This is a genomic window from Mesorhizobium silamurunense, from assembly GCF_014843825.1.
GTDB classification, from domain to species: Bacteria; Pseudomonadota; Alphaproteobacteria; order Rhizobiales; family Rhizobiaceae; genus Mesorhizobium; species Mesorhizobium silamurunense.
This window is the reverse complement of sequence record NZ_JHQR01000313.1, coordinates 1-20,924: the sequence shown is the minus strand read 5'-3', so window position 1 is coordinate 20,924 and position 20,924 is coordinate 1. Positions and strand designations below refer to the sequence as shown.

Genomic DNA, 20,924 nt, shown 5'->3' with positions numbered 1-20,924 from the left:
CCGAGCAGGTCGAGCGCGTCGTCGGTCGAAGTCGCGGCGCGCACCAGGCATTGCCAGCGCTCGAGCAGCGAGGTCATGGCGCTCAGCACGTCGGCGTCGTTCTCGACCAAGAGCACCTTGGTGCCGAAAAGGCCGTAGCCGCGCGGCCGCTCCATGTCGGCGGCGCCTGCGGCCGGCTCGACCGCGGCGCTCATGCCGACCGGCACGTCGATGTGGAAGATCGTGCCGCGCCCGACCTTCGAGGAGAAGGTGATGGGGTGGCCGAGTGCCGCCGCCATGCGGCGCACGATCGCCAGGCCTAGGCCCAGTCCGCCGGCCAGCCCTCTGTCGGCAAGAGCCGAGATGCCGCGATGGAACTCCTCGAAGACCGCCTCACGCTGGTCGTCGGGGATGCCGCAGCCGGTGTCGGCGACGTCGATGCGGATGGTGTCGCCGCGATGCCTGGTGCCGACCAGCACGCCGCCGGAGCGGGTGTAGCGCAGCGCGTTGGACAGGATGTTCTGCAGGATGCGGCGCAGCAGGGTGCGGTCGGAGCGCACGACGACATTGACCGGCCGGAATTTCAGCGACAGGCCCTTCTTCTGCGCCTCGGGCAGGAAATCCGAGCGCAGCGAGGAAAACAGCGTCTCCAGGCTCACATCGCTGATTTCCGGCTGCACCACGCCGGCGTCGAGCTTGGAGATGTCGAGCAGCGTGCGCAGCAGATCTTCCATCGTCTCCAGCGAGCGTTCGACCTGCCGCACCAGCTTCTTGCCTTCCTCGCTGGTCTGCACTTCGGCGAGCGCCGAGACCGACAGATGTGCGGCGTTGAGCGGCTGCAGGACGTCGTGGCTGGCCGCGGCGAGGAACCTGGTCTTGGAAAGATTCGCCAGCTCGGCGTTTTCCTTTGCCGCGCTGAGCTCGATGTTCGACCGCTCGAGCCGGCGTAGCGTCGTATGCAACTCCTCGGTGCGGGTGCGCACCTGGTTCTCCAGCGAGATCGCAGTCTGGAACAAAGAGAAGGCGTTGACCTGCTGGTCCATCGAGCGTTCGACGCGGCTGACGAGAGCGGCGTTGATCTTCTTCAGCTTCTCGAGGTCGTCGATATCACGAAGCGGCATGGCAGTTCACTCGGCCGCCCGACGCTCACCGAAGGCGATACCGGTGAAGGTCTGGTTGAGATGCATCGAGCGGTACTGCTCGCCATAGGTGCCGAAACCGATGACGTTGTTGGTCCGGTAGAGCTTGGAAATATCGCGGAAGACCTGGCGGTTGCGTGCATCGAGCCGGCGCAGCACGCAGTCGAAGCCGAGCACCATGTCGATACCGCCGAGCTTGCGCTCGACATCCTGCAACGCGGCGCGCGTAGCCTCGACCATGTTCTTGGGCTGAGCGATGGACAGAACGACGCCGTCGTCGATGGCGCAGAAGAAGGACAGCGAGCCGTCGGCATGCATGCGCTGGATCGAGCGGCAGTAATATTCGCCGCCAACCTTCACCACGACAGGGTGGGACGCGAAGCTCAGCGGTGTCAGCGCCTGCGGCACCATACCGACGGAGGCGGCGTATTCCTCCGCGGCGTTGGTGGCGTTGAATTCGCGCACGATTCGATGATCGGGATCGGACGCCGTCACCACCAGCTTCTCGTCGGTGGGAATGAAATTATCGGTCTTGAAGACATGGAAGGGGACGTCGGTCGCGACCAGCACGACGATGGCGCTGTCGGAAGCGACCTTGCCGTTCGAGATCAGCGTTGTCGTTTCGAATTTCAGGTCGTCGCCCGCCGAGCCGCCAATCAGCGGAATGTCGTCCAGTCCCCAGTGGATGGCAGAGGTGACCGCTTCCTCGGCATAGGACAGCCCATCGATGAAGCAGAGCGCGAACACGCTTTTCGCTCGCTCCTGGCCGGTGCGGCCGCGCAGCAGGCGTCTCAGCGAGGCGACTTCGCCGGTGATCCTGTCCATACCGGACGAGGAGAGATTTTCGACCATGGTGCTGACGGCCGAAAATGATGCCGACGGCAGAAGCAGGGCAAGGATATGGCCTTCCTCCAGCCCTTGCGGCGTGATCTCGCCGGCGGTCGAGCAGCCGGCATAGGCAAGCGAAGGCGCATGCAGTTTCAGCGCTTGCGCCAGCGCATGCGCGTCGATGAGGCTCTGGGAGAAGAAGAGCAGCGCGAAGTCGGCGTAGACGGCCGCGGCTTCGGCCGCGATTGCCCGGGCAAAGGCGTTTGGATCGGGCTCATCCGTGGTGAGCGCCGAGAGGCCGCATGCGTAGCGCGTGCTGGAACTGGCCAGTTTGCCTTCTCCTGCAATTCCTCCAACGCTGTTTTTGTGCGTGTCTTTTTGTGCGTTTTCGGCACGCGTGCGTCGGGGGCATCTTTGCCTTCAATCCCGGTTTTGGCAATGGGCCGATTGCTTGCGCCACACAGCGCTTTTGCCCTAACCGAAAGTACAATGCGAGCGGCGCTGGCAGGGTTGTTTTGCCCGTTGTACGGTGTGCCGATAACGCACTGCCGAAGCGTCAGCACGGCATCGGCAACGCGACGACCAAGGTGATACCCAGGGAGGAAGCATGTCGGACGTGTCGTTGACGGTAAATGGAAGGCGGGTCAGCGGGACCGCCGAGGACCGAACGCTGCTGGTGCATTTCCTGAGGGAACATCTCGGTCTCACGGGAACGCATGTCGGCTGCGACACCTCGCAATGCGGCGCCTGCGTCGTGCATGTCGACGGCAGGGCGGTGAAATCCTGCACGATGCTCGCTGTCCAGGCCTCGGGGTCGACGATCGTCACCATCGAAGGACTTGCGAATGGCGGCGACCTGCATCCGGTGCAGGCGGCCTTCAAGGAGCATCACGGCCTGCAATGCGGCTTCTGCACGCCAGGCATGATCATGGCGGCGACCGACATGATCGCCCGCTACCCGGAAGGTCTCGACGAGGCCACCGTGCGCGCCGAGCTCGACGGCAACATCTGCCGCTGCACCGGCTACCACAACATCGTCAAGGCCATCCTTGCCGCGTCGCAAGCGATGGCGAAGGGCGCCAAGGGCAAGGCCAGGCAAGCGGCTTAGGGTGAATAGTGAATGGTGAATAGTGGGTAGGCTGGCCGCGGCTCCTTCTCCATTTTCGACCATTCACCAATTCACCATTCACTATTCACACCGAATTCCGGGAGGAAATTCCGCAATGGGTATCGAAGGTGTCGGCGCTCGCGTGGCGCGCAAGGAAGACAAGAGGTTCATCACCGGCGGCGGCCGCTATGTCGACGACATGGTGGTTCCCGGCATGAAGCATGCCGTGTTCGTGCGCAGCCCGCACGCGCATGCGCAGATTAAGAAGATCGACGTCAGACAAGCACAAGCGATGCCCGGCGTCGTCGGCGTTCTGACCGGCAAGGAGCTCAAGGCCGATGGTATAGGCAACCTGATCTGCGGCTGGATGATCCATTCCAAGGACGGCACGCCGATGAAGATGGGCGCCTGGTCGCCGCTCGCGGTGGACAAGGTGCGCTATGTCGGCGACGCCGTCGTCATCGTCATCGCCGACACCAAAGGTCAGGCGCGAGACGCCGCGGAAGCGGTCGAAATCACCTACAAGGAGCTGAAGGCGGTGGTCGAGGCGACCAAGGCGCTCGAAAAGGGCGCGCCGCAGGTCCATGCCGAGGCCGAGAACAATCTGATCTTCGACTGGGAACTCGGCGACGGCAAGGCAACCGACGCCGCGATCAAGTCGGCGGCCCATGTCACGCGCATGAAGATCGTCAACAACCGGCTGGTGCCGAACGCGATGGAGCCGCGCGCGGCGCTCGGCCATTACGACAAGGCCGAGGACCACTATACCTGCTGGACGACGTCGCAGAACCCGCATGTCGCCCGGCTGGTGCTCAGCGCCTTCTACAATGTCGCGCCGGAAAACAAGCTGAGGGTCATCGCACCCGATGTAGGCGGCGGCTTCGGCTCCAAGATCTACATTTATCCGGAAGAGATCGTCTGCCTGTGGGCGTCGAAGAAGACCGGTGTTCCCGTCAAATGGGTCGCCGATCGCACCGAGAGCTTCCTTGCCGACGCGCATGGCCGCGACCATGTCTCGACGGTGGAAATGGCCTTCGACAAGGACAACCGGATTACCGGCCTCAAGGTCGACACCATTGCCAATCTCGGCGCCTATATGTCGCTGTTCTCGTCCTGCGTGCCGACCTATCTCTACGCCACGCTTCTGTCGGGCCAGTACGATATCCCGGCGATCCACGCCAATGTGCGCACGGTCTACACCAACACCGCGCCCGTCGATGCCTATCGCGGGGCAGGGCGGCCGGAGGCCACCTACGTCCTCGAGCGCATGATGGAGACCGCCGCACGCGAGCTTGGCGTTTCGCCGGCAGAGCTTAGACGCAAGAACTTCATCGCGTCGTTCCCGCACCAGACGCCGGTGATCATGAACTATGACGCTGGCGACTATGCCGCCTCGCTCGACGCGGCGATGAAGGCGGCCGACTATGCGGGCTTCGCTAAGCGCAAGGCAGACGCCGCCAAGCGAGGCAAGCTGCGCGGCATCGGCATGAGCTGCTACATCGAGGCTTGCGGCCTCGCGCCGTCGGCGGCGGTCGGTTCGCTTGGCGCCGGCGTCGGTCTCTGGGAATCGGCGGAAGTGCGCGTCAACGCGGTCGGCACGATCGAGGTGCTGACCGGCTCGCACAGCCACGGGCAAGGTCATGAGACGACCTTCGCGCAGCTGGTCACCCAGCGCTTCGGCGTGCCGCTCGATTCGGTCTCGATCGTCCATGGCGATACCGACAAGGTGCAGATGAGCATGGGCACTTACGGGTCGCGCTCGGGCGCCGTCGGCATGTCGGCCGTCGCCAAGGCGCTCGACAAGGTCGAAGCCAAGGCCAAGAAGATCGCGGCGCATCTGCTCGAAGCGGATGAAGGCGACATCGTTATCGAGAATGGCGAGGTCAAGGTCGCCGGCACCGACAAGAGCCTGCCATGGTTCCAGGTGGCGCTTGCCTCCTACACCGCCCACAACCTGCCCGCCGGCATGGAGCCGGGCCTGAAGGAAACGGCCTTCTACGACCCGTCCAACTTCACCTTCCCCGCCGGCTGCTACATCTGCGAGGTCGAGATCGATCCTGAGACCGGCCTGACGGAAATCATCCAGTTCGTCGCGGCGGACGACTTCGGCAATATCATCAACCCGATGATCGTCGAGGGGCAGGTCCACGGCGGCATCGCGCAAGGCGTCGGCCAGGCGCTGCTCGAAGGCGCCCACTACGACGCCAGCGGCCAGCTGCTGACGGCAAGCTACATGGACTACACCATGCCGCGCGCAGCCGACCTGCCGCTGTTCAAGGTCTCGACCTCGAACACGCCGTGCCCCGGCAATCCGCTCGGGGTGAAAGGCTGCGGCGAGGCCGGCGCGATCGGCTCGCCGCCGGCGGTGATCAACGCCATCACCGATGCGCTCGGCGTCGTCGACATCGCCATGCCGGCATCGCCGTCGACCGTGTGGTCGGCGATCCACGCCAAGAAGCACTGAAACAGGAGTGAATGGTGAATTGTGAATGGTGAATGGAAGATGTGCCGCGATGCCGTGACAGCCTGACCATTCACGATTTCACCATTTCACCATTCACTTTAGGGGAGGATCCCATGTATGCAGTCAACTACCATCGCGCCGCCTCGGTCTCCGACGCCGCCAAGCTCTTGAAGAATGGCGATGCCAAGCTGCTCTCCGGCGGCATGACGCTGATTCCCGCAATGAAGACGCGGCTCGCGGCACCTTCAGACCTGGTCGACGTGTCGCGGCTGAAGGAATTGCACGGTATCAAGGTGTCCGGCAAGACGGTCACCATAGGTGCAGCGACTACGCATTACGACGTCTCAAGCGACGAGAAGCTGAAGAAGGCCTGCCCGGCGCTTGCGCATATGGCCTCCCTGATCGGCGACCCGGCGGTGCGCTACAAGGGCACGATCGGCGGCTCGATCGCCAACAACGATCCGGCGGCCGACTATCCGGCGGCACTGCTGGCGCTGGGAGCGACGATCATCACCAACAAACGCGAGATCGCCGCCGATAAGTTCTTCAAGGGGCTGTTCGAGACGGCGCTGAAGGACGGCGAGATCATCACGGCGGTGACGTTCACCGCGCCTGCCAAGGCGGCCTACCAAAAGTTCCGCAACCCGGCCTCGCGCTACGCGATCGTGGGAGTGTTCGTGACCAAGGGCAAGGATGGGGTGAGGGCAGCGGTGACTGGCGCCGGCGACGACGGCGTTTTCCGCTCCAAGGAAATCGAGTCGGCGCTGGCGAAGAATTTCGACGCCTCGGCGCTGGATGGGCTCAAAGTGTCGGCAAAGGGCCTGATGAGCGATATCCATGCCTCTGCGGACTATCGCGCCAATCTGATCACGGTGATGGCGAAGCGCGCGGTGGCCGCGGCCAACGCCTGAACGCTGCTGGTTCGGGGAGAAAACGGGGGGCTGTCGCGCCCCTTTTTCTTTTGCAGTCGCAACGGCTTGGCCGGCAAGTCTCGCCAAAATCGAAGCTTCGCACTTGCACAAAGTTATCCCGCACTGCAAAATAAACTGGGCGGAATACGAGGCGGGGTCCGAAGCGCGTGGCGGTTGCCGCGTTCGGGCCTCGAGTTGCGAAGGGACGGGCATGACCGACATCTCCGCGACGGCCGGTGTCCTGCCACGGGCCACAGCCGACAAAGCGGCACGGACAAGGCTGGCCTATCTCGACGGCTGGCGCGGCCTGTCGATCGCGCTGGTGCTGATCGGCCACTTCTTTCCGGTTCCCGGCATCAATCTGGGCGTGCTCGGCGTCGAGTTCTTCTTCGTGCTCAGCGGGCGGCTGATGGGCGAGATCCTGTTCATCGAACGCTTTCCACTGAAGAAATTCTTCAAGCGCCGCTTCTCGCGCATCTATCCGGCACTGCTGGTGTTCGTGATTGCCGCCATGATCGGGCTTTCCGGCACCTTCATCGCCTTCAAATGGAAAGCGGCGCTTACCGCGCTGACATTCACCTACAACTATGCCGGCATTCTCATCAATCGCGCGGGCGCGCTCGACCATATCTGGTCGCTCGCCATCGAGGAGCATTCTTATGTCATCCTGGCGCTGATCAGCGTGGTGGTGTCAGGGCGCGCGAATGTCGTGCGGCTGCTTTTGGCACTTTCCGTGCTGGCGATGGCCAACGGCGCCATCTCCTACTGGGTTCTCGGCATGGACTACGAGACCAGCTATTGGCGCACCGATGTGCATATCGCCTCGATCCTGCTTTCGGCCGCGATCTGCCTGCTCAAGGCCGATGGACGGCTGCCGGCATTCCTCAGGAATCGACACGTGGCGCTGGCGGCGGCCGTAGGTGCGGTCTTGCTGTTCCTCGATCCGGTGCCGACGCCCATGCATTATCTGCTGGGCGTGCCGCTGCTGGCGCTCGCCGTCAACACGCTCGATTTCGCCGGCGGCTATCTGACCGGATTGCTGTCGTCGCGGCCGATGGTGATGCTGGGGCTGTGGTCCTATTCGCTCTATCTCTGGCAGCAGCCCTTCTACAAATTCGTCTACGATCGGGACGTCACGCCGATCCCGATGCTGGCCGCGGTCTTCGCCTGCGCGCTGGCGAGCTACTACATCGTCGAAAAACCGGCCCGCGGCTGGCTCAACCGCAACTGGTAAGGTTCAGTCAGGCGCCTTGCTGTTCTTCCGCGCGGCGAGATAGCGACGAAGCCCGGCTTCACCGCGCGGCGTCGTCCAGCGATGGTTCCAGGCAAAGGCCGGCCTGAGCAGGGGCGCCAGGAGCTTGAGGATCGGCCTCTCCACGATGACCTGCCAGGTGAGCTTCACATGCGTGCCGGTTCCTGACGGCGACAGTTCGGCCCGCCATAGTCCATCGAAATCGCCGAAGGTCTTCACCACCACCAGACGGCCTGGATCGAGCTCGGCGGCCTCGATGATGAAGTTCAGCTCGTAGGGCAGGGCGCCTCGCGCCCTGGCTCGCGCCCGCGAGCCGACGACGCCCTTGCCTTTCCTGTCGAGCGGCTCGACTTCCTTGTAGGCGTCGCCCCACCAGAGCGGCAGCAATTCGGCGTCGGACAGAACGTCCCACACTTCCTGCGGCGTCCCTTCCGGTATGTCCCAGCTCTCGTCGAAGCGGAAGACGTTGCTTGGCATGATGTCGCGCCCCCCCCAAGCCGGCGGAGCATTTACATTAGCTGCAGCTTGTTTTCGTGACCAGTGGCGGGCGCCGCAAGAACCTTGTTTTGCGCATGGTACCATTCCGAAAGCCTCTAGCTTTCGGGGCCATGCGCTAGCCAATCGGCTTGGCGTAGTAGCGCACTGACTTCTTGCCGCCATGGATCACGGCATCGCCGACCTCGGCGAAGCCGAGCGCGGCGTGGAAGGCATCCGAGGCAGGGTTCGGCGGATCGGCGTTGACCTCGCAGGTGACGATCGTGTGGCCAGTGCGCCGGAGATGGTCGAACAGATCCTCGTAGAGGCGGCGGGCATGGCCGCGGCCGCGCGCCTTGGCCGCGACCACCACCCGGTCGACATAGACGAAGCGCGGATAACGCTTGCGGAACCAGAGAAAATTGGGGCTGTCGTAGCGGGCGTCCTGATCGAAGCACATGATGAAGGCTTCGAGCGCGCCGATGCGGCGCGTGTAGAAAGCCTGCCCGATTAGGAACGACAACCGCTCCGGCTCCAGCCAGGACAGTTCGGCGGCATGCTCGTTGTTGAGAACGAGGATCGCGGCCTCGTCGGCGGGCGAAACGCGTTCGATCGGCAGCCGATCCTTCGACATACTCGGTTCCGGCATCAGGCCCTCGCGGCTGCGATCGTTGCCGCAACCAGGGTCTCGTCGGTCACCGTGTTGCGGTATTCGCGGTCGAGATCGGCGCCGCCCATGCCGACATGCGGGTTGCGGTAGCGCATGGCGCTCGGCACGTCGGCGAGTGCGGCGAAATGCATCTCGCTCAGCCCGGTTCGCCTCAGGACTTCGCCTATGTTGTCGGGCGCCAGTCCGCCGCAACCGAGGATGATGATGCGTTCGCCCGCCTGGCGAACGAGTTGCGCAAGCAGGTCGGCGCCTTCCAGCGCCGTATCGCGCTGGCCGCTGGTCAGCACGCGGCCAACCTTCCAGCGGATCAGCGCTTCGAGCGCCTCGGCCGGGTCGCGCGTCATGTCGAAAGCGCGGTGGCAGGTGACATTGAGAGTGCCGGCGGCGCGCACCAGTTCGCCCATGCGCGCCTCGTCGATGGCGCCGTCGGCGGTCAGGCAGCCGACGACGACGCCGGCCACGCCGAGATCGCGCAGCGCGCCGACATCGGCGAGCATCGATTGGTATTCCGCCTCGCTATAGAGAAAATCGCCGCCGCGCGGACGCACGATGACATGGAATGGGATGGTCGCGCGTTCGAGCGCGGCGCGCACCGTGCCAAGGCTCGGCGTGATGCCGCCTTCGACGAGGCTGGCGCAAAGCTCGACCCGATCGGCGCCTGCGGCTTGTGCGGCAAGCAGCCCGTCAATGCCTTCGACGCAGATTTCGATCAGGGGTCTTTTAGCGTCGGTCACCGGCATCCATCCATATTGAAGAGCAGGCGCAGCCCTAGCATCGGGGCGATTGCGGCGAAAGCCGCATCGATCGGTCCAGCAAACGATGCGATCGCTTTCCGTTTCCGGATTTGTCCGATGTCGGTTGACAATCCATAACTGCAAGGTTATGGATTAATTCATAGCCAGATAGTTATTGATCGATCTGCCGATGGCGGACTGATGCACGGCGTCGGCTGCGAGAACCAAAGGAGACAGACCATGGAAGCCAGATTGAAGAACCCGGTGATGCTCATTCCAGGCGCTCTGCAGGCGCTGCTGGCGCTGGACAAGTCGACCGAAGCCGCGGAGGTGCCTTATGTGACGCGCAAGCTCATCCACCTGCGCGCCAGCCAGATCAACGCCTGCAGCGTCTGCGTCGACATGCACGCGCGCGAGCTGAAGAAGGCGGGCGAGAAGGACGAGCGCATCTTCGCGGTATCCGCCTGGCGGGAAACGCCTTACTTCACCAGTGCCGAACGGGCCGCGCTTGCGCTGACGGAAGCCGCGACGCGACTGGCCGACCGCTCCGACGCGGTGCCCGACGACGTCTGGGACGAAGCCGCTCGCCACTATGACGACAAGGCGCTTGCCGCGCTGGTGATCCAGATCGCGCTGATCAATGCCTTCAACCGCCTGAACGCGCCGACCCGGCAGCCGGTGGGCGCCTGGGGCTGAGGGCAGATGATTTAGGCGTCCGCCTTTGGGGCGGGCGCCTTGCTGACGAAGCAGCCTTGCTCGTCAGATTACTGCTTCAAGATCGTGTTCTTGGCGCCCTGCTCGACCTGGTCGATCACCAGGAGCTTCACCGCATCGGTGCCGATGTTGGTGGCCTGGTGCCATTGCCCGATCATCTCGACGATGAAATCGCCGGTCTTGTAGGTGTTGCTGTTGCCGGTCTCGACATTGGTTACCTTGAGCGTGCCGGCCTCGACATAGGCATAGCGCGGGAAGGGGTGCTTGTGCACCGGCAGCGTCGCGCCAGGCGCGATCTGATAGGCCGAGACCTGAACCTCGACATTCTTCTGCGGCAGCGTGATCGGCTGGCCGGAAGCCGTCGTCGTCTTCGATGCCAGCGGCGTCACGACGACCGGAGTGCCGGAACTGTCCAGAGCGTTGGCGGTGGTCGAAGAAAGCGCTGCCGCCAGCAGCAGCGCCGATGCCAAGATATTGCGCATGAGTCCTCCCCGGAAATTGCGCGACCATCGCCCGGTATGCATTCGCGCGCAAGTGCAACGGCGGTGTCTTTAGAGACGTGAGCCGTCCGAACGGCACCGGCCGTGGGAAATCGCTCTTCTACCTGTAGCTAGTCAAACCCGGATCGAGGTCCTGCTATAATCCCGAATGGCCGTCCGAATACTGGTTTTCCTGGCGCTTCTTTTCGCCTTCGCCTACGGATTCGCAAAACTCGTGGAACACTATGGCGGCGTTGGCGATAGGCCCCCTTCGTGTGAGCAATTGTCTGATTGCCCCGACCCGAACGCGCCGCCTCCAGAGCCTAGGACGGGCTAGCTGAGCAGCGCGTAGAGAGCCAAGCCTGCGACAGGGGGCCATGCGGATGAAGTCGTGGCGCAGATAGAACCAGATCGCGCTGGCGAGCACCAGGGCGGTGATAGCGGCGATGTGAGCGGCACCAAGCGCCGCACGCGCCTAACTAACCGTGCGGCGGTCTGGCTCTAGGTGGCAAGCTTTCACACGGATTTGCGGCCAATCTGGCGAAACGCCGGTCTCTTAGCCAGATGGCCTTCAGTTTCTCGTCGCGACTGTTATCAGGGGTCGATCGGCCTTGCATCGCGGCAATCACATAGTCGGCTCTGTTGGTTCGATAGTCCTCTTTTTGCGCAGACAACGTCGTTCCTCCCGGTTCGAGGCCCTCTTTCCCCTTTTTAGCTTTGATGCAGAAACTAACTGCCGATGTACCGTAGGAGTCCACCAATTGGGGATTGAGTAAAACGATACATTCCAAGGGAACGCGCGCTGGTCTGGCTCCGTGTGGCGCGCTCAGGTTGATAGCTAATATAGATGAGCTCGCGTCATCCAATCGATGGATGGAAGCACCACAGGACGGTGCTACCTTGATGCATGAGGGAGGCAACCCGGTTTTGCTGTAAGAAGCCCGCTGGCTCTGGGGCTAAATATGAGCAAGACTCTCATTGCTATCGCTATCCTCGCGATCAGCGTCGGCTATGCCGAAGCCAAGGACCGCAGGGTCCAAACCGCGACCCTCGGCACGTACGCCAATTCGAAGAACCTTCCGGTTTGCACCGCGTCAAGCTCACTCTTCGAAGTCCTCGGCGACAAGTGTTTTCTCGTCAAAGGTTCGATGATCTATGGCGACATCGCAGATCTTTCCCAGATAAACACTTTGGGCTGATAGCCGGGGCAACAACGGCCGGCTGCCGCCGAGCAGCGGGCCATAGGCAGGCGCCTGAGCGCGACGGACGCTTCGGTGATACTAGGGGTGTCATAGGAGAGCGGCCGACCAGATCGCGCGATGGAGCGCGAACGCGCCGCATTCAGATTGGCCGCACGTACTAAGGGCTTCATCAACCCTGTCGCGATGATCGCGAGGATAATGTCTTTGCTCGTCCAAACCGCTCCACTAGCCACCGGCACGGACGCTTCCCCATCCCCGCCTTGTCGCGCGGGCCTGCCAATTTCGCAGGAAGGATTGGCACCCCAATTGGGACCTGGCTGCTATTTGGCTTGGCGCAATCGGAACAAACAGTGCGGCTACCCTGTTTTCAGGCAAGGGAGGGAGAGCGCTGATGACGGAGCAAAGCAAGGGGCGGCCCCCGCCGAAGCCAGACCCTAAGAAGGTCCATGTCGGCCCTCACGACAAAGACGCGCCAGAGCCTCAGCATGTCGACCCGCCACCGCGAGACGTGCGAGAGGCGCCGGTACAAAATCCAAACGGCGATAAGAAAGCCTAGATGCCTGCTATGGCTAGGCCAACCGCAATCCCGACGCCAATTGCGACTCCAACGGCCACGTTTCCAGCGAGGCGAAGCAGCCGTGCCATCCAAACGGCGCGCTAATTCGACCTCGGCCGTCTCCGCCGCTGCAGGCCGATCAGCTCATCAAAAACGTGTTCGACGCTGTTTGGGAGCGCATCCGATTGTCCGGTGGGCCGAAACCATCCCCCGGAAACGGGCAGTCGCGCTCGCCCAAGACGCGGCACGTGGTGCGGTCGCAGAACTGGTTGGTCACGTCGACATTGGATGGCGTTAGGAGTGATGCGCGATGCCGCTCCACCGAAGATCGGCACGCCTTGGACCGACGATGAGCCGGACGCCATCGCAAGCGACTATTTAGCAAACGTTAAATGGCGGCGAATATGCTGCAGCTGCCAACGATCGGCTGAGGACAGCACGACGAGCTTGGTTGTGGCACAGTGGGCCCTGCTGTAAGCTTCTCGTCAGTCGTGCGCCCCGGGGAAATTACGATGGAAGCTGACGCTGAGCGCGCGGTGGCAACGGTCGATACCCGGCCATCACGCCGCTCGCAAGGGCTTATGTGGGTGCTTGTGCCCCCGGCCATCCTCATCTGCGGGGCGTTATTCTTACGACTGGTCGTGGGACCGGCATGGGAGAAGCTACCGACCGACTACGGGAGCAGCGTCGTCCTAGAGTCAGATAGCAGCTTTCGCCAGACGCTCGACGCCGCCCTGACGACGTTTCACCAGAAGGGCCGGCGAGTCGACCAGGTGCTGAGCTCGACCGACGGCGTCGCCATCGTTCAGAGCCATGTCGACTGGTCGAACGACAGCGGAGAGGTGAATTACCAGACCACCGGCCTTTATGGGGTCGACCGCAGGACCCGGAAAAACGTGGCCGGTTATGGTGATGTCAGCCGCAGTGGGCAATTCCTTTTCCCCCCGCGGCTCGAAGGCTCCATCGATGAGGTCTGGGACCCCTATTACAGCGGTCCACGGCATCTGGCGTTCGATCGCAGCGAGGTGGTGGACGGGGTAACGGTCGCAGTCTACCGGTTCACCGTCGCCGGCCTGGATGAGACAAGCGCCTATGAATTTCTTCCCGATGTATCCGAGCGATACGGTGTAGGGACCGACGGAGAGGGTTACCTGTGGATCGAGCCCGTCTCAGGCATCCTCGTCGATATGCTGGATCGTGGCCACAGCTATTTCGTTGATCCGGCCACCAAGAAGTTCGCGGGAGACTTCAGTGTTTGGCAGGCTCGCTACACCGCGCAGTCCAGGTCCGACTTGTTGAGCCTTGCCGCTGAGGCCCGACTGCGCATTTTGGCGACGGAAAGTTGGCTGCCCATTGGCGGGATCGGGCTGGCTGTCGCCTGGCTGGGGATCGGGGCGCTGCGGCTTCGCCGCGGCAAGCCAGCGTCCGTAGGATGAAAGCCCGGCCTCATGTCGATGGGCGGGAAGCCCGGCCAAGTGCACGGCTCGGAATCTCGCAAAAGCTCACTCTGATCTTCGCGATCTTTTCCGCGATTCTCCTCGGCGTGACCGGGTGGCTGGGCTACGATCGGGGCAAAGCGGCCCTTGAGGGCAGCATTGCGGCCGAACTCCAGGCTCGCGCCCTGGAAAAGCAGGCGTCGATAGAGACCTGGCTCGACGAGCGGTTGGGTGAACTGCGGGCGCTCAGCGAATCGCCACACATCGTCGAGCAGGTAACCAGGCTTGCCCGTCTTCCCCCGGGAGCCACTTCCGACGACTGGGCGCGCTTTGCCGATGAGCTCACAGTGCGCACGGGACAAGGGGGCGACTACGACGCTCTTTTCATAATGGAGCCGGCATCGGGCAGGGTCTTATTGGTGACCGACCCTAACGATCGAAATCGCTCAGGGATTGGCGAACCCTATTTCAGCAACGGCAAGATCCGGCCCGGCCTTTACCTGCAGCCGGACCAGTCGGGCAAGCCCACCTCGCTGTCGCCGTTCCTGTCCACGCCCCTGCGTGCCCGAGATGGTGAGCTTGTCGCTGTTTTGGTCGCCCGGCTCGGCACCGAGAGTTTGGCGGCGACCGTCGATCGACGCGCCGGGCTACGGGCGACCGACGAGGCTTACCTGATCAGCATCGACGGAAAGTTTGCCAGCAGGCCGCGCTTGCTCGGCGGCGTCGCCAAAGGCGGTCTCACCTTGGATGGAAGCGCTGCAGCTCGACGCTGTCTTGAGCACAATGACGGACTGGACGTCTCGAACGACTACCGCGGCGTTCCCGCCATCACGGTCTTTCGCTGGATTCCGAGATACGGTTTGTGTCTCATCACGAAGCTCGATCAGGCGGAAGCCTTCGCCACAATTCGTGAACTTGGCCATGACCTGACCATCGCAGGCGGCGTGCTCATGTTGGCAGCGGTCGGAATATCCGGATTCCTGGCCCGAACGATCACGCATCCCATTCGCCTTATCGAGGCGGGCGCAAGGCGGGTCGCGCGCGGCGAGAGGGCCGTGACGCTGCCGGAGTCGTCAAACGACGAGATCGGCCGTTTGGCGCGCGCCTTCAATGCCATGACCGCTGCCCTTGCAAATCGCGAAGGCGAGCTGCGCGCCCATGCGGCAACCCTGGAGCAGAGGGTCGCCGAAAAGACCCGGGAGCTTGACTTGCGGGCAAGTGAATTGGCCCGCTCGAATGTTGAGCTGGAGCGTTTTGCCTATGTCGCTTCGCACGATCTGCAGGAGCCGCTGCGAATGGTGGCAAGCTATACCCAGTTGCTGGGCAGGCGATACAAGGGACGGCTCGACGCCGACGCCGACGAGTTCATCCATTTCGCTGTGGATGGCGCTGCACGGATGCAGGCATTGATCAACGACCTATTGGCCTATTCGCGCGTCAGCACGCAGGCCAACGCTTTCGAAGCTATCGATTGCAACGTCGTGGTCGAGCGTGCGCTGGCGAACCTTCACGCCGCCCAGGTCGAGAACCGTGCGATCATCCGCAAACCCGAACTACCCACTATTGTCGCCGACAACTTTCAGATGGTTCAGCTCTTCCAAAACCTGATCGGCAACGCCATCAAGTTCCGTCGCGACCAATCCCGGAGGTTGACATTGCGGCACGGCGAGAGGGCCCGGAATGGGTGTTTTCGGTGTCGGACAATGGCATCGGCATCGATCCCAAGTACATCGACCGGCTCTTCGCGATTTTCAAACGCTTGCATACACGGGCCGAATATCCGGGCACAGGAATTGGCCTGGCTATCTGCAAGAAGGTGGTGGAGCGCCACGGTGGCCGGATTTGGGTCGAGTCGGAACTGGATCGCGGCTCGGCCTTTTTCTTCACGCTTCCTTGTCGGGAGGAACCCGGCCCAGTACCACAATCAGTTTCCAGCGCTTCAACGCATGAAATGGATCGAATATGAACAACAGCACAACCGGGCGACCCATCAATATCCTCTTGGTTGAGGACAATCCCGGCGACGCTCGGCTCACTATCGAGGCCTTGCGAGACGCAAAAGTGCGCAATGAACTCAATGTCGCGCAAGACGGGGTTGAAGCCATGGCCATTCTTCGGCGTGAGGGACAATATGCCGACGCGCCGCGCCCCGACCTGATCCTGCTCGACCTCAACCTGCCTCGCATGGATGGTCGCCAGGTCCTCGCCGAAATAAAGGAAGATGAGAACTTGCGACGCATCCCGGTCGCTGTCCTGACCACGTCGCAGGCGGAGAGGGATATCATCGCCAGCTATAACCTCCACGCCAACTGTTACATCACCAAGCCCGTGGATCTGGATGAATTCGTACGCGTTGTGCAGGGAATCGAGTATTTCTGGCTCTCGATCGTAAGGTTGCCGCCGGAGTAAGGGCGAAAGTGGAAGAAAACGCACTCAGGATTCTGCTTGTCGAGGACAACCCTGGCGATGTCCGTCTGATCCGGGAACTGCTCGCGGCCGAGGATACAAGCTTCGTGATCTCTGCTGCGGATCGCCTGGCGCTTGGCTTGCAGCAGTTCGCTGACCAGACCTTCGATCTCGTATTGCTCGATTTGTTCCTCCCCGACAGTATGGGCTTGGATGCGCTTCGCCAATTTCGGGCAACCGCGCCCTCAGTCCCGGTCATTGTGCTGACTGGCCTCAATGACGAGAGGTTGGCGATCCAGGCGGTTCGGGACGGCGCGCAGGACTATCTGGTCAAGGGGCAAATCGATGGGCGGCAAATCACGCGCGCCATCCGCTATGCCCGTGAACGTCACCGGATGATGCTGGAGGTGCGGGATCAGTCGCTCACAGACGAACTGACGGGCCTCTACAACCGTCGTGGTTTTGTGGCTCTCGCCCAGGAAATGGTGAAGCGCGCCGCCGGAACTGGACCGGGATCGGGACTGGTGGTGACATTCATAGATCTGGACGGCATGAAGCACATCAATGACCGTTTTGGGCATAAGGCCGGCGACCGGGCCCTGATTAGAACGGGGGAAGTCCTGCGTTCCGCGTTTCGGATATCCGACGTGATCGCCAGACTTGGTGGGGATGAGTTTGTCTCGATCACCGCTGGCGTTGAAAAGTCCGATATTGATGCCCTGCGTCTCCGCCTCGCGAACGCCTTGGCGGCGCATAACCGTCAAGCGGCTGGTGAGCCGGAGCTCCTCCTCAGTCTCGGTTTCGCCTATTACGACCCAGCAACGGGATCGCCGCGGTCGATCGATGAACTGATCGCTGAAGCGGACGCAGCGATGTACCTCGACAAAAACAACCGCAAGAAAGCCAGAGCGTGAGCCGTTGGGTCCCTCTAACTTTTGAGTCTGTCATGGCGGTCAGCGTTTGCCAGCCCCGTGGCGGGGCAGTTGCTACCGCCGCCCATGGCGCGGTTGGTCTTCGCGCACATCGTTCAGCGTGGCATGGCGAAGGGGACCTTCGCCCTTGAGATAGCGGACCCGGCCGACAAGGCCCGGCTTCACCCATTGCGCCCCAGGTTTCTTGACGCTCCGCGGCGGCGGGCCTGCCATCTTCTCGACCCGCTGCCACAGTCGGTCTCGAATTGACGGGTTCAAGGCGATGACAGCGCTGCCGACATACCGTCTTTCGCCATCATTCGTGGCCATCAGGGCCATTGGAGCCGCACCTGGCTCTCGAACGACGCCCAGCACTTCGAAATCGGCTTCCTCGAAATAATTCGCCTTCACCCATGTTTTCGACGGTCCGCTCCGGTAGTGGCTGTCAGCGCGCTTCGAGATGATGCCTTCAAGCCCCATCTTCTCCATGGTGCGGAAAATAGCCAGCGCATCGCCCTCGAAATGCTCGCTGTACTGGATCTTGCCGATGCCGGGCTCGACCAGTTGCCACAGCGCCTGCTTGCGCTGCAGCAGGGGCAAGGGGGCAAGATTGCGACCATCGAGATGGAGGATGTCGAACGCAACGAACACCAGGCGGCTCGGCTCGTTCCAGATCGCGGCTTCCAGCCCGTGGAAATCGGGAGCGCCCCTCTCGTCGGTCACAATGATCTGGCCGTCGAGAATGGCAGCCCTGCATGGCAGTTCGACTGCCAGCGCGATGGGCCAGTATTTCGTGGTCCAGTCATGGCCGTTCTTGCTGTAAAGACGCACGCCGCCTTGATCGATGATGATCTGCGTCCGGTAGCCGTCGAACTTGACTTCGTGAACCCATCCCTCATCTTTGGGCGGTTGCTCGACCAGAGCAGGGATCTGCGGTGGAATGAACTCCAGCCGGCCGACGCTGATCTTGGCACGCTTACTCAATGACGAACACCTTCGACCGCGCGGCGGCGGGCGCGATCGACACAGGCGGCTCGACATCCCCCCAACCTGGACGCCTGCCGCCTGTGCCGAGCCCCCGCTAAGCCATTGCGAACATCTACATCCGAGGCCACCGAATTGTCGTTAGCTTCGCATCCAAATAGTTATCCTGGGGTACATATCTCGCTGTCGGCGCGGCACTCTTGGTCCGTCCCCCACTGGCCTGTGCTGTTTCAGGCTGCCTCAGGCCAGTCCCCCGCGCGCCAATGGCGGCATTACCGCCAGGGCTCTATCACCACCGGTCCAGCGCTCAGCTTCCGAGCGCCTTGAGCCAACCTTCAAAGGAAGAGCCCTTATCGTGCTCGGCAAGCGAAACAGAGTGGGCGGGGCGCGGCAACACCACCGTGCTGCGGCCCTCGCGCGGGCTGTAACCGAATTCCTTGCTGAATGCGCGGCTGAAATTGGCCGGTGAACTAAACCCGAAGGCTTCGGCAATTTCGACAATTCGCCGGCTGTCCGCCGGATCGCTCAGCGCAATATGGGCTGCCAGAAGTCGGCGACTTTGAATGTAATGGAGAACACCGCCGCTCGGTTCGAACAACTGATAGAGACGAGACCGCGAAACACCGAGCGCCCTGCACATTGAATCCGGCGTCAGACGAGCCGCGTCCAGGTTGTTTTGGACGTATCGACGCGCCCGCTCCATTAGCGTGACACTCGCCAGCTGTTCGGCCGCGGCGGCATGTTCGGCCGGAGGCGCGAGGCACGCAATGATCATGCTGCGCGTTGCGTGCACGATGCGGGGCAAGTCGTCTGCCGTGAGGCTGCGGAGTCTTGTTGCGACGCTGTCGACGTAGTCGATCAAAAGGTTAGCAAAGTTGCCGGAAAGAATTGAATTGTTGTTTGCATCTAGGGTTGCCGCCGCATCGGCGAACAAATCACGCGGCAAATAGAGAACGAGACTTTCGGATTCCGTTGACCTTCCGCGAAACGGGTAACCAAGCGACCTCAACTCCAATTTGCCCGGCTGGCTTTCCGCAACGCGGCGATCGACTTCCGTCCATGACTGGCCAGTATGTGGCAAGACGATATACCAGTGATCGATCGAGCTGGACCGAAGCTTCGCCGCAGAACGCATATAACTGTGCGCCGCCGCCCGCTGTTCAACGATCAGCATGCCCCCAAGATTCCAAGCCGTGTGGGTGGCAGGGAAGCCGTCCTCCAGCGATTTGTTATCCGGCAACCTGATCTCGACAAGCGGCGCCACATGCGCTTGCCAAGCGGCGAATTGAACCTCTGGTGCCAGTTCGAGCGTTGAAAAGGATAGAGGTTTAAGCGCCGGCATGAGTGACGGAGCAGCCTCCTTGTGAGATGGAGCTTCACGCGGCCAACGACGTCGATCACGGTTCGGCGACTGCTTCGCAGGGGCCCCGTCTTGCCCTTTAGTGTCCATCGCGTGGTGCCATATCCGATTCCGGTATGCCCATGCCCCCGCAATCATGTGGTGTATCCCAGGTATCTGGCAAGCCTGTCGACCGCATCTTCGATCACGCTCGGTTACAGCAAGAAATGCATCCCGAGATAAGTTTCTGGATGCGAAGCTAACGACACTCTTCAGACTGGTGCCTATAGAATCCGACATCGTGAAAGCGACGTTGAGGAGACCACGAAATGAACGAAAAGCTCAAAGGAGAAGCTCGCCGCAAGATAATTCTTGATGGATACGTTAATAACGAACCATTGAAGGACATTGCCGCAAAGCTCGGATGCTCACTGGCGAGTTTGAAAGTCAGCGCCAGCAAACTTGGCTGTACAAGAACTCCAAAAGAGGCGGCTGAATTTCGGCGCGGCTTTCGTATACCGGAAAACAAGCGGCAAGACTATTACCAGCTGATGACAGCTGGACAATATAGATCTCGCGAGTGCGCACAGATTTTGGGATTATTGACAACCCAATCGCCGAGTATGGAGTAATATTACTAGAAAGCTGTGGACGACATCGCTCAAGCCTCAGTGATAAAAGCCCGCCGCAAAGCACGGGCGGCGGGCCCTGAAAGGTTCGCTCAAATGCTGCGTCAGCGCTTTAATCGCACCTGTCTTAGCCCTCTCGATCTGGCTGTTTGCGAACGCGTGTTCAATCAGGTCTGCGCGGATGAACAGCTCGACCCCCTGGACCCGGCCGCCGAAGTTTTAGCGGTATTGGTTGTGGCCATCTTTCGAAATGCTCACACCAGCGAACGCGAACTGCTGGACGCGGTCAGGTCTCGTCGGCAAAAGCTCGCGGGAACCGCGCATTAGTGCGTGTCGCCCAAAAGCCTGCCCTCGGGCTTGACCGAGGGTGCGCAGCTTGGCGAGTTGAAACGAATCCGAGACGCTGCCCGTGCAGGCGTGGAACGTGCAGAGCTAGGATGCAAAGGAAGCCGGGATTACGCCGGAGGCGCTTGCCCGATTTCTCCGGCTTGCTCGGGAGGGCCTTCGCCGCGCGGACGGCACGTTCCCTAGCTCCATGTCCAGAAGGTTGTGCGGCGGGACGAGATAGGGGCCGATCGAATCGTCATCCGAGGTTCAAAACTCGGCCTTTTGCGATCGCTTGTCGTGTCTGGAGAGAAGCCTGAAACGTATACGGCGAGGCACGACGTTCGCAGTTTTGTATGCCCTTCCCGAGAGATGGGTGACAGTT

20 protein-coding genes and 1 pseudogene are annotated in these 20,924 nt (G+C 61.9%); 13 read left to right on the top strand and 8 right to left on the bottom strand.

What is annotated here, in order from left to right; all coding sequences use genetic code 11:
• Both DH10_RS30825 and DH10_RS30820 read right to left on the bottom strand, forming a co-directional pair.
• Positions 1 to 1,100 (bottom strand): ATP-binding response regulator (locus DH10_RS30825; RefSeq protein ID WP_192385688.1); only part of this gene is annotated, 1,100 nt, incomplete at its 3' end.
• A 6-nt stretch (positions 1,101 to 1,106) separates the two neighbouring features.
• Positions 1,107 to 2,102 carry an FIST N-terminal domain-containing protein gene (locus DH10_RS30820; RefSeq protein WP_425515392.1) on the bottom strand — a complete coding sequence of 332 codons (996 nt, stop codon included), beginning with the start codon at positions 2,100 to 2,102 and terminating at the stop codon, positions 1,107 to 1,109.
• A 451-nt stretch (positions 2,103 to 2,553) separates the two neighbouring features.
• Here DH10_RS30820 and DH10_RS30815 point away from each other — a divergent pair, with 451 nt between their 5' ends.
• From DH10_RS30815 to DH10_RS30800, 4 genes are all read left to right on the top strand, one after another.
• Positions 2,554 to 3,054, top strand: a complete 501-nt coding sequence (locus DH10_RS30815) for a (2Fe-2S)-binding protein (protein ID WP_192244827.1) — start codon at positions 2,554 to 2,556, stop codon at positions 3,052 to 3,054.
• Positions 3,055 to 3,169: 115 nt separating this feature from the next.
• A complete protein-coding gene (locus DH10_RS30810) occupies positions 3,170 to 5,518 on the top strand; it encodes a xanthine dehydrogenase family protein molybdopterin-binding subunit (RefSeq protein ID WP_192244829.1) in 2,349 nt (782 codons plus the stop codon).
• A 113-nt stretch (positions 5,519 to 5,631) separates the two neighbouring features.
• Entirely contained in the window at positions 5,632 to 6,429 is a 798-nt protein-coding gene (locus tag DH10_RS30805) for an FAD binding domain-containing protein (protein ID WP_192244831.1), read from the top strand.
• A gap of 211 nt (positions 6,430 to 6,640) precedes the next feature.
• Entirely contained in the window at positions 6,641 to 7,663 is a 1,023-nt protein-coding gene (locus DH10_RS30800) for an acyltransferase family protein (RefSeq protein WP_192244833.1), read from the top strand.
• A gap of 3 nt (positions 7,664 to 7,666) precedes the next feature.
• Here the strand turns inward: DH10_RS30800 and DH10_RS30795 are convergent, their stop codons facing one another.
• The 3 genes from DH10_RS30795 to DH10_RS30785 form a co-directional block, all read right to left on the bottom strand.
• The gene (locus tag DH10_RS30795) at positions 7,667 to 8,158 is read right to left on the bottom strand and encodes an SRPBCC family protein (RefSeq protein WP_192385687.1); all 492 of its coding nucleotides are present in this window, start codon (positions 8,156 to 8,158) and stop codon (positions 7,667 to 7,669) included.
• Between the two features lie 136 nt (positions 8,159 to 8,294).
• Entirely contained in the window at positions 8,295 to 8,804 is a 510-nt protein-coding gene (locus tag DH10_RS30790; RefSeq protein WP_246505892.1) for a GNAT family N-acetyltransferase, read from the bottom strand.
• Positions 8,804 to 9,565 carry a copper homeostasis protein CutC gene (locus DH10_RS30785; protein ID WP_192244837.1) on the bottom strand — a complete coding sequence of 254 codons (762 nt, stop codon included), beginning with the start codon at positions 9,563 to 9,565 and terminating at the stop codon, positions 8,804 to 8,806. The genes DH10_RS30790 and DH10_RS30785 overlap by 1 nt, the downstream gene beginning before the upstream one ends.
• Before the next feature lie 234 nt (positions 9,566 to 9,799).
• Between DH10_RS30785 and DH10_RS30780 the strand changes: the two genes are divergently transcribed.
• A complete protein-coding gene (locus DH10_RS30780; RefSeq protein ID WP_192244839.1) occupies positions 9,800 to 10,255 on the top strand; it encodes a carboxymuconolactone decarboxylase family protein in 456 nt (151 codons plus the stop codon).
• 68 nt (positions 10,256 to 10,323) lie between these two features.
• On the opposite strand, the gene DH10_RS30775 is transcribed toward DH10_RS30780, so the two are convergent.
• Positions 10,324 to 10,755 (bottom strand): cupin domain-containing protein, encoded by a 432-nt coding sequence (locus tag DH10_RS30775; protein WP_192244841.1) that lies wholly within the window; start codon positions 10,753 to 10,755, stop codon positions 10,324 to 10,326.
• A 959-nt stretch (positions 10,756 to 11,714) separates the two neighbouring features.
• On the opposite strand from DH10_RS30775, the gene DH10_RS30770 reads away from it, so the two are divergent.
• The 6 genes and pseudogenes from DH10_RS30770 (at position 11,715) to DH10_RS30750 (ending at position 17,266) form a co-directional block, all read left to right on the top strand.
• Positions 11,715 to 11,951, top strand: a complete 237-nt coding sequence (locus DH10_RS30770; protein WP_192257427.1) for a hypothetical protein — start codon at positions 11,715 to 11,717, stop codon at positions 11,949 to 11,951.
• Positions 11,952 to 13,022: 1,071 nt separating this feature from the next.
• The gene (locus tag DH10_RS30765; protein ID WP_192257429.1) at positions 13,023 to 13,946 is read left to right on the top strand and encodes a porin PorA family protein; all 924 of its coding nucleotides are present in this window, start codon (positions 13,023 to 13,025) and stop codon (positions 13,944 to 13,946) included.
• A pseudogene (locus tag DH10_RS30760) lies at positions 13,943 to 15,376 on the top strand (sensor histidine kinase); the annotation flags it as partial. The gene DH10_RS30765 and the pseudogene DH10_RS30760, both read left to right, overlap by 4 nt.
• A 254-nt stretch (positions 15,377 to 15,630) precedes the next feature.
• Positions 15,631 to 15,912 (top strand): sensor histidine kinase, encoded by a 282-nt coding sequence (locus DH10_RS38355; protein ID WP_425515391.1) that lies wholly within the window; start codon positions 15,631 to 15,633, stop codon positions 15,910 to 15,912.
• On the top strand, positions 15,909 to 16,355 hold the full coding sequence (locus DH10_RS30755) for a response regulator (RefSeq protein ID WP_192257433.1): 447 nt from the start codon (positions 15,909 to 15,911) through the stop codon (positions 16,353 to 16,355). Before DH10_RS38355 ends, DH10_RS30755 begins: the two co-directional genes overlap by 4 nt.
• Positions 16,356 to 16,363: 8 nt before the next feature.
• The gene (locus tag DH10_RS30750; RefSeq protein ID WP_192257435.1) at positions 16,364 to 17,266 is read left to right on the top strand and encodes a GGDEF domain-containing protein; all 903 of its coding nucleotides are present in this window, start codon (positions 16,364 to 16,366) and stop codon (positions 17,264 to 17,266) included.
• Between the two features lie 72 nt (positions 17,267 to 17,338).
• Here DH10_RS30750 and DH10_RS30745 read toward each other — a convergent pair whose 3' ends face one another.
• Both DH10_RS30745 and DH10_RS30740 read right to left on the bottom strand, forming a co-directional pair.
• A complete protein-coding gene (locus DH10_RS30745) occupies positions 17,339 to 18,304 on the bottom strand; it encodes an ATP-dependent DNA ligase (protein ID WP_192257437.1) in 966 nt (321 codons plus the stop codon).
• A gap of 250 nt (positions 18,305 to 18,554) precedes the next feature.
• Entirely contained in the window at positions 18,555 to 19,697 is a 1,143-nt protein-coding gene (locus tag DH10_RS30740) for a helix-turn-helix domain-containing protein (RefSeq protein WP_192257439.1), read from the bottom strand.
• 218 nt (positions 19,698 to 19,915) lie between these two features.
• Here DH10_RS30740 and DH10_RS30735 point away from each other — a divergent pair, with 218 nt between their 5' ends.
• Both DH10_RS30735 and DH10_RS30730 read left to right on the top strand, forming a co-directional pair.
• Positions 19,916 to 20,218 (top strand): hypothetical protein, encoded by a 303-nt coding sequence (locus DH10_RS30735; RefSeq protein WP_192257441.1) that lies wholly within the window; start codon positions 19,916 to 19,918, stop codon positions 20,216 to 20,218.
• A 93-nt stretch (positions 20,219 to 20,311) separates the two neighbouring features.
• Complete coding sequence (locus DH10_RS30730) at positions 20,312 to 20,542, top strand: hypothetical protein (RefSeq protein ID WP_192257443.1); 231 nt, start codon at positions 20,312 to 20,314, stop codon at positions 20,540 to 20,542.
• The last annotated feature ends 382 nt before the right edge of the window (positions 20,543 to 20,924 follow it).

Coding starts and splice junctions, on each gene's coding strand:
- DH10_RS30815 (WP_192244827.1), top strand. CDS start 2,554: ATGTCGGACGTGTCGTTGACGGTAAATGGAAGGCGGGTCAGCGGGACC.
- DH10_RS30810 (WP_192244829.1), top strand. CDS start 3,170: ATGGGTATCGAAGGTGTCGGCGCTCGCGTGGCGCGCAAGGAAGACAAG.
- DH10_RS30805 (WP_192244831.1), top strand. CDS start 5,632: ATGTATGCAGTCAACTACCATCGCGCCGCCTCGGTCTCCGACGCCGCC.
- DH10_RS30800 (WP_192244833.1), top strand. CDS start 6,641: ATGACCGACATCTCCGCGACGGCCGGTGTCCTGCCACGGGCCACAGCC.
- DH10_RS30795 (WP_192385687.1), bottom strand. CDS start 8,158: ATGCCAAGCAACGTCTTCCGCTTCGACGAGAGCTGGGACATACCGGAA.
- DH10_RS30790 (WP_246505892.1), bottom strand. CDS start 8,804: ATGCCGGAACCGAGTATGTCGAAGGATCGGCTGCCGATCGAACGCGTT.
- DH10_RS30785 (WP_192244837.1), bottom strand. CDS start 9,565: ATGCCGGTGACCGACGCTAAAAGACCCCTGATCGAAATCTGCGTCGAA.
- DH10_RS30780 (WP_192244839.1), top strand. CDS start 9,800: ATGGAAGCCAGATTGAAGAACCCGGTGATGCTCATTCCAGGCGCTCTG.
- DH10_RS30775 (WP_192244841.1), bottom strand. CDS start 10,755: ATGCGCAATATCTTGGCATCGGCGCTGCTGCTGGCGGCAGCGCTTTCT.
- DH10_RS30770 (WP_192257427.1), top strand. CDS start 11,715: ATGAGCAAGACTCTCATTGCTATCGCTATCCTCGCGATCAGCGTCGGC.
- DH10_RS30765 (WP_192257429.1), top strand. CDS start 13,023: ATGGAAGCTGACGCTGAGCGCGCGGTGGCAACGGTCGATACCCGGCCA.
- DH10_RS30755 (WP_192257433.1), top strand. CDS start 15,909: ATGAACAACAGCACAACCGGGCGACCCATCAATATCCTCTTGGTTGAG.
- DH10_RS30745 (WP_192257437.1), bottom strand. CDS start 18,304: ATGTCGAGCCGCCTGTGTCGATCGCGCCCGCCGCCGCGCGGTCGAAGG.
- DH10_RS30740 (WP_192257439.1), bottom strand. CDS start 19,697: ATGGACACTAAAGGGCAAGACGGGGCCCCTGCGAAGCAGTCGCCGAAC.
- DH10_RS30735 (WP_192257441.1), top strand. CDS start 19,916: ATGAACGAAAAGCTCAAAGGAGAAGCTCGCCGCAAGATAATTCTTGAT.
- DH10_RS30730 (WP_192257443.1), top strand. CDS start 20,312: ATGCTGCGTCAGCGCTTTAATCGCACCTGTCTTAGCCCTCTCGATCTG.